At 42.1% G+C, this 15,835-nt stretch carries 16 protein-coding genes and 1 riboswitch; all 16 genes read right to left on the bottom strand.

What is annotated here, in order from left to right; translation table 11 throughout:
* Positions 1 to 158: 158 nt before the first annotated feature.
* The 16 genes from ACH33_RS09370 to ACH33_RS09295 all read right to left on the bottom strand — a co-directional run bounded on the left by ACH33_RS09370 (position 159) and on the right by ACH33_RS09295 (position 15,817).
* A complete protein-coding gene (locus ACH33_RS09370; RefSeq protein WP_057898784.1) occupies positions 159 to 1,433 on the bottom strand; it encodes a cation:dicarboxylate symporter family transporter in 1,275 nt (424 codons plus the stop codon).
* A gap of 228 nt (positions 1,434 to 1,661) precedes the next feature.
* Positions 1,662 to 2,765 (bottom strand): flavodoxin-dependent (E)-4-hydroxy-3-methylbut-2-enyl-diphosphate synthase, encoded by a 1,104-nt coding sequence (gene ispG / locus ACH33_RS09365; RefSeq protein WP_057898783.1) that lies wholly within the window; start codon positions 2,763 to 2,765, stop codon positions 1,662 to 1,664.
* Between the two features lie 168 nt (positions 2,766 to 2,933).
* The gene (locus ACH33_RS09360) at positions 2,934 to 3,131 is read right to left on the bottom strand and encodes a hypothetical protein (RefSeq protein ID WP_057898782.1); all 198 of its coding nucleotides are present in this window, start codon (positions 3,129 to 3,131) and stop codon (positions 2,934 to 2,936) included.
* 74 nt (positions 3,132 to 3,205) lie between these two features.
* A complete protein-coding gene (locus ACH33_RS09355) occupies positions 3,206 to 3,742 on the bottom strand; it encodes a D-glycero-alpha-D-manno-heptose-1,7-bisphosphate 7-phosphatase (protein ID WP_057898781.1) in 537 nt (178 codons plus the stop codon).
* Between the two features lie 218 nt (positions 3,743 to 3,960).
* Positions 3,961 to 5,253, bottom strand: coding sequence for an acetyl-CoA hydrolase/transferase family protein (locus tag ACH33_RS09350; protein WP_057898780.1), 1,293 nt, complete (start codon positions 5,251 to 5,253; stop codon positions 3,961 to 3,963).
* A 219-nt stretch (positions 5,254 to 5,472) separates the two neighbouring features.
* A complete protein-coding gene (speD, locus tag ACH33_RS09345; RefSeq protein WP_057898779.1) occupies positions 5,473 to 5,874 on the bottom strand; it encodes an adenosylmethionine decarboxylase in 402 nt (133 codons plus the stop codon).
* A gap of 180 nt (positions 5,875 to 6,054) precedes the next feature.
* On the bottom strand, positions 6,055 to 6,642 hold the full coding sequence (locus ACH33_RS09340; protein ID WP_057898778.1) for a hypothetical protein: 588 nt from the start codon (positions 6,640 to 6,642) through the stop codon (positions 6,055 to 6,057).
* 190 nt (positions 6,643 to 6,832) lie between these two features.
* Positions 6,833 to 8,131, bottom strand: coding sequence for a homoserine dehydrogenase (locus tag ACH33_RS09335; protein ID WP_057898777.1), 1,299 nt, complete (start codon positions 8,129 to 8,131; stop codon positions 6,833 to 6,835).
* Positions 8,132 to 8,226: 95 nt separating this feature from the next.
* Positions 8,227 to 8,341: riboswitch (SAM riboswitch) on the bottom strand.
* A 112-nt stretch (positions 8,342 to 8,453) separates the two neighbouring features.
* A complete protein-coding gene (locus ACH33_RS09330; protein WP_057898776.1) occupies positions 8,454 to 9,317 on the bottom strand; it encodes a DUF1002 domain-containing protein in 864 nt (287 codons plus the stop codon).
* A 338-nt stretch (positions 9,318 to 9,655) separates the two neighbouring features.
* A complete protein-coding gene (locus tag ACH33_RS09325; RefSeq protein WP_057898775.1) occupies positions 9,656 to 9,970 on the bottom strand; it encodes a YbjQ family protein in 315 nt (104 codons plus the stop codon).
* A gap of 260 nt (positions 9,971 to 10,230) precedes the next feature.
* Positions 10,231 to 10,797, bottom strand: coding sequence for a YyaL domain-containing protein (locus ACH33_RS09320; protein ID WP_057898774.1), 567 nt, complete (start codon positions 10,795 to 10,797; stop codon positions 10,231 to 10,233).
* A 343-nt stretch (positions 10,798 to 11,140) separates the two neighbouring features.
* The gene (locus ACH33_RS09315; protein WP_057898773.1) at positions 11,141 to 12,277 is read right to left on the bottom strand and encodes a glycosyltransferase family 4 protein; all 1,137 of its coding nucleotides are present in this window, start codon (positions 12,275 to 12,277) and stop codon (positions 11,141 to 11,143) included.
* A gap of 2 nt (positions 12,278 to 12,279) precedes the next feature.
* The gene (locus tag ACH33_RS09310) at positions 12,280 to 12,990 is read right to left on the bottom strand and encodes a glycosyltransferase family 2 protein (protein WP_057898772.1); all 711 of its coding nucleotides are present in this window, start codon (positions 12,988 to 12,990) and stop codon (positions 12,280 to 12,282) included.
* Between the two features lie 270 nt (positions 12,991 to 13,260).
* A complete protein-coding gene (locus ACH33_RS09305; RefSeq protein ID WP_057898771.1) occupies positions 13,261 to 14,367 on the bottom strand; it encodes a glycosyltransferase family 4 protein in 1,107 nt (368 codons plus the stop codon).
* A gap of 224 nt (positions 14,368 to 14,591) precedes the next feature.
* Positions 14,592 to 15,194 carry an undecaprenyl phosphate transporter UptA gene (locus tag ACH33_RS09300; RefSeq protein WP_057898770.1) on the bottom strand — a complete coding sequence of 201 codons (603 nt, stop codon included), beginning with the start codon at positions 15,192 to 15,194 and terminating at the stop codon, positions 14,592 to 14,594.
* A 5-nt stretch (positions 15,195 to 15,199) separates the two neighbouring features.
* Complete coding sequence (locus ACH33_RS09295; protein WP_057898769.1) at positions 15,200 to 15,817, bottom strand: undecaprenyl-diphosphatase; 618 nt, start codon at positions 15,815 to 15,817, stop codon at positions 15,200 to 15,202.
* Positions 15,818 to 15,835 lie beyond the last annotated feature (18 nt).

Below are 15,835 nucleotides of genomic sequence, written 5' to 3'. Positions count from 1 at the left end.
TGTGCAACAAACATCCTCCTACTTCATCTATATGTCTGTCTACTACCTAATATTAAAGAAGACATCTTTGGATGCAAGCGAATTTTAGTTGCATTTTGTAATAAAAATAAAAGCCTCCCTATTTTTTCCTAGGGAGACTTTTCTGTTCTATACATCATTTAGTTACTTTCCGCAGCATGGCTAAGTTTTTGAATGTAATAATCTGCTTCTTTTTTGTTGAATTGGCCTTCCCATTTGGACATGACAATGCCAGCTACCGTGTTACCCAATACGTTTACAACCGTACGTGCCATATCAAGCAAACGGTCAATACCTGCAATGAACGCCAAACCTTCCACCGGAATACCAACAGAGCCGAGCGTTGCCAGCAACACAACGAAGGATACACCCGGTACACCGGCAATCCCTTTTGATGTCAGCATCAGAACAAGCACAAATGTAATCTGTTGGGTAATAGAAAGCTCAATGCCGTACATCTGCGCGATAAAAATGCCAGCTAACGCTTGATATAGTGTACTTCCATCCAGATTAAACGAATAGCCGGTCGGGATAACAAAGGATACGATCGATTTCGGACAGCCCATTTTCTCAAGCTTTTCCATAATGCGCGGAAGTACGGTTTCGCTGCTGGAAGTGGAATAAGCCAGCAACAGTTCTTCTTTTAATACGCCCATTAAGCGGAAGATACTAATGCCTGCCCATTTTGAAATAACGCCCAATATGACAACAACAAAGAATATCATCGTGAGATACACTGTAATAAACAACTTGCCAAGCGGAATGAGAGAAGATACCCCGAACTTGGAAACTGTTACGCCAATTAACGCAAATACACCGAACGGTGCAAACCGCATAACCATATTCGTTACGTTAAACATTGTATCCGCTACCAGTTCAAAGAAATTCAATAACGGTTTGCCGCGTTCGCCAAGCTTGGCCAAACCAAGACCAAACATCACTGCAAAGAAAATAACTGCCAGCATGTCCGCTTTGGCCATGGATTCAATGATATTGGTCGGTACAATGTTAACAAGCGTTTCCGCAAAACCGTGCGCTTTTGTTTCTTCTGTTGTGTGAACATACTTACTGATATCTGTTTGAGAAAGATGAGACATGTCCACACCAACGCCGGGCTTAAAAATGTTCGCTACTAAAAGACCAATAATGATAGCGATCGTTGTTACAATTTCGAAGTAAATGATTGTTTTACCGCCGAGCTTACCAAGTTTCTTAACATCACCGACTCCAGCTACACCGACAATAAGCGTAGAAATGACAATCGGCACAACAATCATCTTAATAAGATGAATAAAAATGGTTCCGATCGGCTCAAGAATTTCTGCTACTTTCGGATTGCCATAGAAAATCGCACCCACGGCGATACCGAGGATCAGACCAAGCAGAATTTGTCCTACGAGTCCGAATTTCTTCATTTTGTCACCGCTTTCATTCAGGATTCTCAACTTTATGTTAATTATCTATAAATTAAGTGTAATCTCGATCGACAAAATCCTACATAAAAACTCATAAAAATACAGATTAAGAAAGCCTCGTGGGCATTGCCACTCACTTTTTTCCGCAACAAAGTGAAACAGCCACTTATCCACTCAAACAAAAAACGCATAAATCCATATTGTGAATTCATGCGTTCTCTTTTCATCTTATTTCATATGTGCCGGACGTGGCAACGAACCAGTCCGATGATAAATCTCGGCCAGTTCATCAATTTCTTTTTTCAATTCTTCTACAAGCTTCTCTTCCGGAATTTTGCGGGCGATTTCACCATGTTTAAACAGCAGTCCTTCTCCGCGCGCCCCGGCAATACCTATATCCGCTTCGCGTGCCTCACCCGGTCCGTTGACCGCACAGCCGAGCACCGCAACTTTAATGGGTGCCTTCACTTTTGCAATATATTCTTCAATTTCATTGGCCACAGAGATTAAATCAATCTCGATCCGCCCGCACGTCGGGCAGGAAATCAATGTTGCTGCATCAGACAAAAGGCCGAACGTCTTCAGCAGTTCACGACCCACTTTAATTTCTTCCACGGGGTCGGCACTCAGCGACACGCGCAGCGTCGATCCGATACCTTGCGCCAGCAACGCTCCGAGGCCAGCGGCGCTTTTTACCGTACCAGCAAACAATGTGCCCGCTTCCGTAATGCCGAGGTGAAGCGGATAGCGAAACGCTGCGGCCGCCTTCTGATATGCTTCGATCGCCAACGGTACATTGGAAGCTTTCAACGATACAATAATATCATGAAAATCGAGCTCTTCTAAAATTTGGATATGGTGTAGCGCGCTCTCGACCATCGCGTCAGCTGTCGGATAGCCATACTTCTCCAACAGATGCTTTTCCAAAGAACCGGCATTCACCCCGATTCGAATCGGCACGCCATGTGCTTTGCAGGCCCGGACAACTTCCTCGACCTTTTCGCGCCTTCCGATATTACCAGGGTTAATCCGCACTTTATCAATCCCATTCTCAATCGCTTTCAACGCAAGTCTATAGTCAAAATGAATATCGGATACAAGCGGAATGGAAATCTGCTTTTTAATCTCCTTAATGGCTTCCGCTGCTTCCATGTTGTTCACAGTCACACGCACAATCTGGCAGCCCGCTTCTTCAAGGCGGTAAATTTGCTCCACGGTCGCTTTTACGTCCGCGGTTTTTGTCGTGGTCATGCTCTGCACGATCACCTGATTGCTGCCGCCGATTGTCAAATTCCCTACCTTCACAGGTCTGGTTTGTGTACGATGATACATCCTTTACGTCTCCTTTTCAGGAATATATTTGTTTCTTGCCTTTTCTATCTTATCATAAAATAGAAAACGCGAGAATGTATCATCTACGGCAATAACGCTTCACACTAACAGCTTATGGTTTAGCGCATTGACCAGCTCTTCTTCAACCCCTCCTCCTTTTGTAGCCTTTTATGATTCGAACAACCGATTGATGTCTACGCCCCGTTCCCGCAAAATCTGACGTAGCACCTGTTTGTGCTGCTGCTCAGTGTACGTATTCATCCCGAGCGTTAATGCGGCCGACATCTCAATATCGTACAAAATGTCTTCGAGTTCGCTCGTCGGTAAACTGCTGTAACGTTCATAAAGACTTTTGTGTTCGCTCATCTTCCGTTTCCCCCATGCCATATATCGTATTCGTTACCCATGTATAAACGCTATCTTTATATGTTATACAACTTCTATATATGGTGTTCGCTTGTACCGACAAGCGAGGCCACCGCCTCCGCGAGCGAACCAAAAACATAGTCCGGCTGCGGTTCTTTTCCCTTTAGATTTTCTTTACCGATATACACCGTTTTTAAACCAGCTCGATGCCCGGCTTGAATATCTGTATAAAAGTCGCCCACCATATAACTTTTAGAAGGTTCAATATTATATCGTTTTATTAAATCAAATATCATTCCCGGTTCCGGTTTACGGCAAGTACACCCTTCCTGCGGTTTATGAGTACAAGCCAAAATTTCCGCTAACATCCCACCCGCTTCTTTAATTTTTTCTTCCATATAGTTATGAATTTCAGCGAGCGCTTCCCGTTTCATGTATCCCAAACCAACACCGCCTTGGTTTGTTACGACAAACACTTTGTATCCTCGCTCATGAAGCGTGCGTATCGCCTCGAGCGCTCCCGGTATAAAAACAAACTGTCCAACATGGTTGATCGGGTGAGGATTTTCGTTAATGACCCCATCACGATCCAAAAAAAAGGCTTTTGTCATCCGTACCCCTCTTTAGATGTAAGAAAAATGATGTATTCATATGAAAATACTACAAATATATTCATCATTATGATAAATAATCGTTTCGTTTATTGATGTAGAAGCGAAACTGCAAAATATGCTCTTTTTATTGTTTCGCTTCGTGCTGGTATGTATCCTTCCAAACAGAGGAAAAAAACCGCTCCGGAGTCTGGAACGGTTCTTTATCCTTTGGTAATTTAATATAACAAACCAAACTTCCTCGCCTCGAATTCCAGTTCTTCCCTAAATTTCGGATGAGCAATTGCTAAAAGCGCTTTTGTACGCTCAGCAATGCTTTTTCCGCGCAAGGAAGCCACACCGTATTCCGTCACAATGTGATCTACATCGTTTTTTGAAGTAGTGACAACCGAGCCGAGCGTAAGCTGCGGACGAATGCGGGAGATCGAGCCATCACGCGTGGTAGAGTGCAAGCAAATAAAGCCCTTTCCGTTCTTAGCAAAACGGATTCCGCGTGCAAAGTCCGCCTGACCTCCGCTGGAACTATAATAACGTCCAGCAATCGTTTCCGAGGCGCACTGTCCCATAAAGTCCACTTCTGTCGTCGCATTGATGGAGACGATGTTATCCTCCTGTCCGATAATACGCGGGTCATTGACATAATCAACCGGCAGCATTTCTACGCTGGTATTCTCATCAATAAAATCATACAATTTCTTTGTGCCAAGCGCAAAGGTTCCGACAATTTTTCCTCTATGCGTTTTCTTTTCAATACCGTTGACGATTCCTTGCTCCGCTAGATCAACAATACCGTCCGTTATAAGCTCTGTATGAATACCGAGATTTTTATGATCTTGCAAAAACCCGATAATCGCGTTCGGAATGGCACCGATTCCTACTTGCAACGTCGCTCCGTTCGGAATCCGTTCCACCACATAGGCAGCAATTTTGCGGTCGATATCGGTCACTTCCTTTTCTTTTACCTCGTACAGCGGATAATCTACTTCAATGTAGCCAAGAATCTGGCTAATATGTATCTGATTCGATCCGAAGGTACGCGGCATGTTTGGATTCACTTCAAGGAAAAACGGTACTTTTCCAATAAAGGAAGCAACATAGTCAGCCTGCGTACCAAGCGAGAAATATCCGTGCTCATCCATCGGCGCGGCAGCGGCCAGCACGAGCGACATTTTCGTTGTTTCCCGTAATAGACGCGGTACCTCATGAAAATGATTGGGAACAAGATCGCATTCGCCAGCAAGAAACGCTTTGCGCGAGGCGCCGCTTAAGAAATACGCAACATGGCGCAAATGTTTCCGGTATTTTCCGTGAATGTAGTCGCGCTCTTTAAGCGCATGCATCTGGTGAATACGCACGTCGAACCAGCGCTCCGCATGTTTCTCAATCGTATCCAAAAGCACGAGCGGCTCACCGTTCGCGAGCGGAACAATAATGTCATCCCCGCTCTTGATGTACGCTAATACATCTTGTGGCGTTTTTCGTTTGTTCTCCAAATCAATGAACTGATCCATTCATTCAACCTCCATATATACAGTTAACTTGATATATCAGCATCGTATTTTCTTACCACAGGGCGAATATCAAAACATCAAAAACTGTACAGCGAGTATTTTTCCTTTATTCATCATAAATGCCAAAGCTTATGCAAGCAACCAATTTTCTGTTAAGAATAAGTGAAAAGTCCACCCCGCAGTTTCAGGGTGGACTTTCTTCTATACCGTTATTTTCTTTTACATGTTTTGCTTTTGCTTCGTGATTTCAGATTCCAAAACCTGCAGCTCGCCCATACCACGAATCAGCTTACGGGTATAGAGCTTTTCGGGCTGCAAAATGTTGACCATATATTCGATCGCAAGTTCCGGATCAACCGTCTCGCCACACGTGTAGCAATCGAGCGCAGCAAACCCTTTTTCCGGATATGTATGAATCGAAATATGGCTTTCAGATAATAGAACCAGTACTGTTGCCCCTTGCGGTTCGAATTGCTTCGATTGTACGGACAAAACCGTAGCACCGCAGGCCTCCGCAGCTTCAACAAGATGATGCTGCAAAAACTCCGCACTGTTCAACTTTTCAAAATCGACACCCCAAGTATCAATCGCAACATGTCTTCCGAAAGTAGAATATTCCACTTTTCGGTCCCCCCTCCTAGCAATTTTGTGTTGAAAATCTCGCTAGGACCTACGTCATTCACTATATTTCGAGGAGAAACTTCCTTGAGTGAATCCTGGTTCCTAATCTTTTCACAACAAAGAAGATAGCATGTTTCTAAAAAATTTGCAACAGTTTCTTATGGATACTTGGGAAACTTTTTACGCTTCTAATACAAACAATTGATGAGAGAGCGTAGCTAACTGACGATCCACCTCTTCCGTTGGCAAATGTGCTGCTTGGCGTTGATTGCGAAAATCGAGCAACTGATCAATATGCACCCTAAGCCATGCGATTTGATCTTCAGCGCCCTGCGCTTCGTATAGACGCTGCAAGTCTCCTACCGTATCCCGGTATTCAAAGACAAGCGTTTCGCTATCTCCTTTCCGTTCGATAATTTTCATAACTTTCCCTTCTTTGTAATGATAAATCATCGTATACGCTGGATATACCCGATAAACGACAGCGTCCCCTTTAAAGCGGCGCACAGCCTGGCGCATTTGGTTCGCCAATTTGGCGTCCCGAATAGTATACCTGCCCTCAAAAGTGTACATATTTCCGATCAGTTTAAAGGATAGGGGGATTTCTTTTTCCCTATCAAACAGTACGATTTCCTTTTCACCATTGTCATACACTCGAACTTCTGTCTCAAACTCTGCACATTGAAACATTTCGATAAAAGATTGCAACTGCCAAGTACTTAATTCAAGCACAAGCTTCTTGTATTCGGTGGCTACTCGTTGAGCCATACAAATCTCTCCCATATATTTTTTCCTATCGTAATTATTATACCGAAAAGCTATATCTATTCTCCAATCGCTTATACAATAGAAAAAGTAAGGATAGAAGAGAAACAAAAAGATAATTTCGCTAAATAGCTGTTGATTCTTGTCTATATCCGTTATATTATGAAAAATTACATTTTTGTTTACCTGACATTTATTTTACCAGTACTGCGGCATCTTCTCTTGCTGCGCTCAGCCGTTCGTCTAACACCGGGCGAAGCTTGAGTTCCGCCTGTAAGTCGTCGGCCAATGCTTTCAACGCGTACACATCCGGATTGCTGATTACGGCAGCTACATGTACTTCGCTCCCACTGCTAACTGTTTCCACCGCGTGCAAAAACCCTTCTCCACCTGATAAAAAGGAAATCAGACGAATTTTCTGACTGTCATTCGTTTGTTTTGAAAAGGTAAAGAACGCCAGCACCACTTTTTCCACACCTGTGCTTTGCTCCACGTCTTCTCTCATGAGCCCCTCTTTATCGGGTGTAAATGTCCAACCACGAACAATGTTTAACATATCTTCCACAATCGCGCTTCCTGTAGGCAGCGCTCCTGCTCCCTTTCCGGTAAATGATACATCTCCAACTACATCGCCGGTAATAAAAACACCATTGCATTCATTTTTAACTCCGGAGAGTGGATGAGCGTACGGCACCAACGTCGGCACAACCCGTAAGCAGCATCCTGCGTCCGTGCGTTCTGCGGAAGCAAGCAACTTAATACGGTATGCCAGCTTCTCACATACTTTCATCTCTTCACCGGTTATGGACGCAATTCCTTCGCGCTCCTGTTCCAGTACCGGGGTGTCGGGGCCGAAGCACAGATTAGCTATAATCTGAATTTTGTTAAATGCATCATACCCTTCTACATCCGCCGTAGGATCAGCCTCTGCAAAGCCAAATTCCTGTGCCTGTTCCAGCGCTTCTTGATATGTGAGTCCTTCTTCTTCCATCTTGGTTAAAATATAGTTGGTCGTACCGTTTAAAATACCGTATACACGCGTAATCCGGTTTGCCTTTAATAGCTGGCTTAACGCATTTAAAATTGGAATGCCGCCACCTACGCTCGCTTCGTATAGGAGCGAAACACCATTTTTGTCAGCCAGCCTGTGCAAATGTGTGCCATAGGCAGCGATCATTTCCTTATTCGCAGATACAACGTGGCACTTCCGTTCAATCGCTTGCTCGATATAACCGAGTGCGGGGGAAATCCCGCCCATCGCATCAATCACAATCTCCGGATTTTTCTCCCAAATGGTTTCGATCTCTGTAGTCAAAAGTTCCCGTTTTACTTTCACGCGGCGCGGCTTTTTAACATCGCGCACCAGAACGCCTACCACTTCAAACTTGACCCCCGCCTGCTTTTCGATTCGTGTAGCATGTGTATGTAAAATCGTCATAACTCCTGAACCGACTGTACCCAACCCAAGTAACGCAATTTTCCAAGTTTTCATAACGTATCCCTCCCAAAATCTATAGCCTGCGAAATAAAAAACCCTCTTCCAGAGAAGAGGGCTGTTGGACCATATCGATCCGCAACACGTTCCTCCTCTCATCTGCCAAAGCTTATACACAAGCTTTGATGGAATTAGCACCTTTCAGGCTTTTGCCTGCGGTTGCTGAGGTTTCATCGGGCCATTTCCCTCCGCCTCTCTGGATAAGAGTTTTCCGTTTCGTTCGCTATTTAATTGATTTAAAAATTATACTATCGTGTTTTTCCGCGAATGTCAAATATTTGTACAAGCTTTTTTTATGGTTTTCCGCCAGAGATTCAAGCTACTTGAACCAAGAGAGAATTTGCTCGATCAAATGTTTCAAAAATAAAAGAATTTCCTGTACGAGCGATTTTGCTTCCGGGTTGTTATTCAGGAACTCTTGAATTTTTCCTTTATAGCTTGAAACCTGCTCCAGCGTTTTGTTCCAGTCAATATCTAAATTTTGGATTTTACGTAGAATGCTGACGAGGGATTCAATCTCCGCGTCGGAAAGATTCAGTCCCATCTGATCCGCTACGCTGCGAATCATTTCGCGCAATTGGTCGTCAGACAATTTACTCGTCTGTTTGGCCAGTTCCGCTTTCAGGCGTGTCAGAAGCTCAGCCGCTTTTTCTTTATCGCCGATCGTCTCACCGATTTTCGCGGTGGTGACCATCTCTTCGTTTGCCACTTTTTTCTGCGTTTCATCAATTTTTTTCCCGGTTACCGTTTCATACGCCTTCATAATTCCTGTCAGCGCAGCCGTGCCAGACACCGGGAACGGGGCATCAATTTTTACAATCGCGTCTTTTACACCCGCCGTCGCCAATGCGTTTTCGTACATGGCTTTGCTAACCCAGGTAATATTGTTTGTTTCAACCACAATCCCCTTGCCAGGTTCAGCGATTTGAATCATCGCCGACGAAATGGCACGGGTACCGATCACGCTTTTACTGAGCAAACCTTCCAGATATTTATGCTCCTCCGCGTTAGTGACGGTAATTTCTTGCGCGTTCGGCGCATTAAACCTGCTTTTGATTTGTTCTTTCTGCGCCGGTTTTAAATCCTGGCCAAGCGTGATAATGGTGTCACCCACCGCAGCGTCCGCATACGCGGTCGCAGTCGTCAGGATAAAAAGAAGTAGGGCTAAAAGCAGCCTCCTCACTTCTATTCACTCCTCCCCATCTGAAATGATATCCCATCTGAATTATAGCACAGAGAAGAAAAACAGCCAGAGCTGTGCGCATATACATGCGACAATGGAGTCATTTCACCCGCGCAGCGCCGACTCCATCAAGAGTTCCCTGTTTCTAACCAACAATTATGTCGGTTAACTAACTTACAGCCAAACTATAATCGGTAAAAACAAACAAGTCAACTCCCTAAAGAAGTGGTGGTTTACTCTCAAACACGATACAATATGTTATTTATCGTTTTTATATGCGTATATGCGGTAGCGAAAAAGAGGGTGTCCCACCACTTTTGGGGACACCCTCATAGATCTTATCTTACTTTTACCGCTGTTCCTGTAGCGATACACATCATCATACCATCGCGCAACGTTTCAAAATCTAAATCTACCCCAACAACCGCGTCGGCTCCCATCGCTCGCGCTTTATCTGCCATCTCTTTCAAAGCAATTTCCCGTCCCTCCGCGAGTTTGCTTTCATACGCGCCGCTACGACCACCGATAATGTCTGTAATCCCGGCCAAAAAATCCCGTACCACGTTTGATCCCATGATGGCCTCGCCTGAAATCACACCCAGGTACTCCTGAATTTCTCTTCCTTGAATCGTCGGCGTTGTCGTAATGATCATACCATGATTCCTCCCTTAACAAGTGTGCGCCTTACAAAGCGTTCACTATGTTTTACGGTTCACTTACCGTATCGTTTCAAAAATCTGGCTCACATGAAACATTCGCGAACAAGCGCATGGAAAGTTTCCCTTTTCTAACTATTAAAAAAAAAGCACATATTCCTGTATCCATTCAAAGAAATATGTACTTTCGTGAACTCCCCACCACTTAGCTATCGCTTGAAGAGGAGACTTCTTGGCTGTTCAGTTAAACAGGCCTGTCAGTGTAGTCGTTCTCTGACCATTTGTACATCCGTAACCGGGGCCTGGCACGCAAAATTTTCACACACGTACACAGTCGCTTTGCCCTTTCGAGCGGTTTTATCGGTGAGCAGCGGGGCAAGCAGCAGCAATTTCTCACGTGTTTCATCCGTCACAACCGATACGACGCTGTTCGGTATGAAGTGCGCTCGAATTTCCTGAATCATCTCCTCTGCCACCTTTTTATCCGGCGCCGCAATAATAATTTCCTTGGTTGGTCCAAACAGGAACTGAATCGCCATCATGAAATGGGCATGTGCCTGTGGATAAAGAGAAATCTCCCCAGCAAACGCCGAGATTTGTTCGCTGGAAAGACGCATAATATCGTTTTTTCCCGTCAGGCGTGCCAATCTAAGCAGATTCATCGCTGTTACCGAGTTGCCGGACGGCATCGCTCCATCATATAATTCTTTCGGTCGAACCAGCAATTGTTCGCCGTCACTGCCGTAGAAATAAAAGCCACCCTCTTCATTGTCCCAGAAGAGCGCAAACTGCTTCTCCTGAAGCTGAAGCGCGATCGAACACAAACTGTAAAAGCTTTGGATAAAATATTAAATATCCTTTCTAAACAAGAATACAAATTTGTTACAATTTCTGATCTAGTCCATCAAAACCTAAAAGAAAACACACAAAAAATGGAGAACCCATACCCCTCCATTTTTTGTGTGTCAGTTACCTAATCCCCACCATGTTTTTAAATTGCTGTATTGTAGTGGTTGAAAGAATTCCGTAGCGCGGAATTTCAAAAGGCGGAGTGCCTGGTTGAACTTTGCCGGGACGAGTGGTAAAAGCCATTGTATACCCTGCTTTTTTAAGCAATTGAATAGTACCCTCAACAGTTTAAGTACTTGTTCGTAGTTTAATAGGAACTTATGGAGAGGGCGGAATAAGGGAAGCATAGGTGTTCAATAATGTTTTTGTAACTTGCTCGATCCCAAAATTTTCCTTAATAAAAAGGCGGTTTTGTCGTCCCCAAATCAATCTTTGTCTCTTTGAAGTAGAAAGAACCGTTTTTATATTTTTTGCGAGGAGAGAACTCGTGCATGGCTGAATAGAATTATGATCACCAAAGTAGTAATACCAGGCTTGCTGAAGGTTGTTAGGATATAGAGTACCAAAAAAACCATGCCGTCCTGCAGAAACGACCAGACGAGAACATGCCATCGCCTCCAGGGCGACACGTCCTGTGCCAACGACACAGTTACTGATTGAATATAAAGAACTCATCATGGTATATTCACCTAAAAAATGAATAAATTTGTATTTAGATTTACCTTGAACTTTTTCTATCATTTTTTTAATCTCACCATCATGAAAGCCCTTCCCAGCAATAATCAAATGCAAAGAGGGAAAATATCTTTTGCGTAAATAACAGCAGGCTTGAATAACCTGTTTACATATTTTTGCCTTTTCCCAACTTAATCGAGCTGCGTACAGAACAACCGGGGCATGTAAGGGAATCCTCATTTTTTTAAGAAGATTCGTTTTTTGTAAGGGTCGGTATTGTTTTAGATTGATTCCGTTAGGAATTAACGTAGAAGAAATATTTTGTTGCATGAGCCAATGTTGTATCGGTTGACTCACACTGATGATAGTACCACCATTTTCCGCAATATCACGTAGATTTTCTAAGCTTTCATACGTACCATGTACTGTAAACACGAAAGGAATGCCTAGTTCTCTGGCGACAGGAAAAGCAAATCGTGCTGAAGTTGTTTGATGACCATGTACAACGGTGATTTTCTCCCACTTCATAATTTCCCTTAGTATATTCTTCGTTTCTTCCCATATATCAGAAGAAACGCTTCCTTCTACTTTGCACTCAATTGGATAAATAGGACAACCAAGGGACAAAAAAGAGCGATGTAGAGGTCCTGTTTTCCCAACGATAACAACATGTACCCCCTGTTTTATCATTTCTTTGGCTATGGCTAAAACGTGTGTCTCTGTACCACCAATATATAATCCGTCCATAATGATTAAAACACGTTCGTTTTGTAGCGTCATTATCATTTATCCTCTTCTTTACCGAAGTATTTTCTTGAACGCTGTAGCGAATGGGCACGATAGTAGTAGAGAACTTCAGGAATATTGTTAATAGGTATACCGTTATTAAGAAACTTGACAATAAACTCGTAGTCCTCTGCCCCCTCCATTCTCCTTGTCAGGCCACCTATTTGGTCAAATATCGAACCTCGAAACATAATCGTTCCATGGCACACACAATGTCCACCTGCGGCATATGTTTCCCTGATATCATTACCATATTTAATCCAGTTAGCTTGTTCCTGTTTATTGAATGCGCCATTTGTAAAGGAGGCGTAGTTTGTTCCAACCAAGCCCACTTCGGGATGACTACGAAGGAACTGCACTTGTTTTTCCAAGCGTTTCGGATGGGATAAATCATCGGAATCCTGAATGGCGATAAATTCCCCTCTTGCCATAAATAATCCCGTCGTTACAGCCCCAGGAAACCCAATATTTCGCGGCATCTTAACTTCTAGAACACGACGCTTGCGCGAAAGTGCTACACCTGATGATTTTCTCCATGCCTCAATGACCTGGGAAGTTCTATCTGTTGAAGCATCATTAACGATGATAATTTCAATATTGTTATAGCTTTGTTTGCGCAAACTATCCAAACATTTTCTAATATAGCGCGCTCGATTATAAGCCGTAACAATAATGCTTACACGTCCCGGAACTCTTTGAAATGACATCCTTTCTTCCTCCTCATGTTGTTATAGTAGGATTTCTATCGCTTAGTACAAATTATGTGGCAAAGAATTGAGTGTATGAGCTTGTACCTATTTATTAAAAATATACTTTTTTCTCTATCACTTAAAATAAAACTCTATCACTCTTTGCTTGCTTGATTGAGTGTGTTTTTTCTAATTTGAAAGAGAAAATTATGCTAATTTTGCAACAAGCTCAAGTATGTTAGAATTCAAAACGAGTCTTCATCATTCTAATTATGTTTTATGAAAGAGTTACTTTTGTAAAATTTTTGTATAGAATTGCTGATAATCAGCTGCAACACGTTCCCAGCTAAAATGGGAAAGTACCGTTTTTCTTCCTACTTCAGCTAATTTTTTTGCATACGCAGGTTCATTGAAAATCTTATTTATTTCTTTAGCAAAAGCTACAGGATTTTTATAATCAAGAATAAGTATACCGTTCTGTCCATTGATAATCTCTACAACCCCACCACGTCTTGATGCAATTACAGGTAGTTCACTAGCCATAGCTTCTACACTAACCAGTCCGAACGCTTCGTGGAATTGAGTTGGAAAAACAAAACAATCCCCTAACCAATACATTTTATACATAACAGAGGGTTTCACACTCCCTGTAAATAATACAGGGACCTTTCTTCGTTTTGCTTCACGCATAAGCCTTGCTTTATAACCTTTTAGATATGGACCTACTAAAACAAGACGAACGGAAGGAATCGTTTTTTTGACAAGACTAGCGGCTTTAATAAGGATATGCACACCTTTTCCTGGAATAATTCGCCCAGCGTATAAAATAATAAAAGAAGACGGGAGAGCATAGCGAGCGTACATATCACTTTTTTCTTCAGGAGTAGGCTTCCTAAAACGGGACAAGTCTGTTCCTAGGTGAATTGCAGTAATTTTATTTTCATAATGTGGAAATTTACTCGCGTAGTAGTTTCGAAGAAATTGACTATTACATATAATTGCAGTTGATTTACGAATAACATCATGTTTTTCTTTTATCGTTAAGAAGTTCATAAAAGTTAAGGAATGTAGCACAAGAACAAGTGGAATATTAGGAAAGTGACGACGCAGAATCGGAATAAAGCGGGGACGGTTATCAACCTGAATACAGTCAAATTTATGAGATTTTATATAGTGTATGACATTACGTACATAACCTTTTCCACCTGGAACTCGGACAATAGTTAGGTTTCCACTTTTAGAAATACGGGGAAGGCTGTTTGATTTCCGACTAATAATAGTAACATTATTTTGTAATGCGAGTCGCTTAGCAGTTTGATATATACTGATTTCAACTGAACCTCCAGTAGTTTCTGAAACAGAAAGCATTGGAGGGGCCACTATTAAAATGTCCAACTCTCGCTCCCCCCTTTTTAATATTAATGTTATGCAATAAAATAGAAAAGACTAAATAGTATCTGCCTAAATTCTCTTTTATTATTTTGAAAAATTAAAGATTACGAATATCACACTCTGCAAGGAGTAGATGAGCCAGAGACTAACTAAAAACACTGAAAGAAGAACTCGTATACAAAATCTTTATATGCTACACCACTTGTTCATTTGTACAAAAAATTATATTATTCAAACTTAGTTCTCTTTTTCTTAAACACAGTAAATAAGAAATATAAAACGGTGGCTAAAATTACGATTACAATCACAAGTTGAACGTATGGGTTTGCTGTTTCATTTATTCGCCCCCAATTATCACCTAATTTATTTCCTAAATAAATAAAAAGCATAGACCACGGAATGATGGCCAAGATGGTGTATAAAGTAAACTTTTTGAAGCTCATTTTAGAGATTCCAGCTGGTATAGAAATAGCATGTCTCACGATTGGAATAAAACGGGCACTAAAAATAACACCGGGCCCATACTTAGTAAACCATGATTCAGCTACATTAATATGTTTTTCATGAATGAACAAGTATTTTCCGTATTTCTTTAGGAAAGGCCTTCCTCCAAATCTCCCTATCCAATACAGAAACCATTGAGCAATTGTACCACCAATAATTCCAGCAATAACCGCCTCAAAAAAGCTGATTTTTCCTTGTGATACAAGATATCCCCCATAAGCCAGTACAATCTCGCTTGGGATAAATTCCACCATTAACCCTAACATAATACCTACATACCCCAAACTTGTAAGTGATAGTAAAAAGACAGAAGCATATTCTTTCATGTTTTTCATCCTACTGGTTGCTTACTTTTATTACCATTTACAGGTAAAATTCGCTGTTCTACCCTCTCATATAAAACAAGGCCTCGATGTAAAAGAAGAGCAATGATTCCCCATTTTTGGAGCCACTTATGTATGGCTTTCGCTGAGAAAATCCCTAGTAAAATCCCGGCAAATACATCCCCAGGATAATGTGCCCCTACCCAAATACGTGAGAAAGCAATGCCGGCTGCCAGTGTAAGCCATACAAACCCTTCCTTTTTACGAAAAATCAAGATCGATGTAGCAATAACAAAAGCAGCTGTAGCGTGATCGCTTGGAAAGGAAGCATTTACGGCATGTGGAATTAACTGAATAACATGATGAGTAACAAAAGGCCGATCACGATATAAAAAATCCCCGATTAACCCACTGATACCAAGAGCTACACAAGCAGCTACTAAAGATTGAATAACCATCCAGCGATTTTCTTTCTTTCGAGTAAACCAATAAAAAATAATCCCTACGTAAAATACATTTTCACCATCCTGAGCTAAAAAACGCATAATAGGGTTTAAAAAAAGATAAACCACAGCTAGATGGTTAATAAATTGAAACAAATGATAATCTAAGTTAAGTAACGCCATGATTTATTGCCTCCATAT

Origin of the sequence: Aneurinibacillus sp. XH2, assembly GCF_001439585.2 — a bacterium.
GTDB classification, from domain to species: Bacteria; Bacillota; Bacilli; order Aneurinibacillales; family Aneurinibacillaceae; genus Aneurinibacillus; species Aneurinibacillus thermoaerophilus.
Note: the sequence above shows the minus strand (reverse complement) of the source record. Positions and strands in the feature narration are given on the sequence as shown.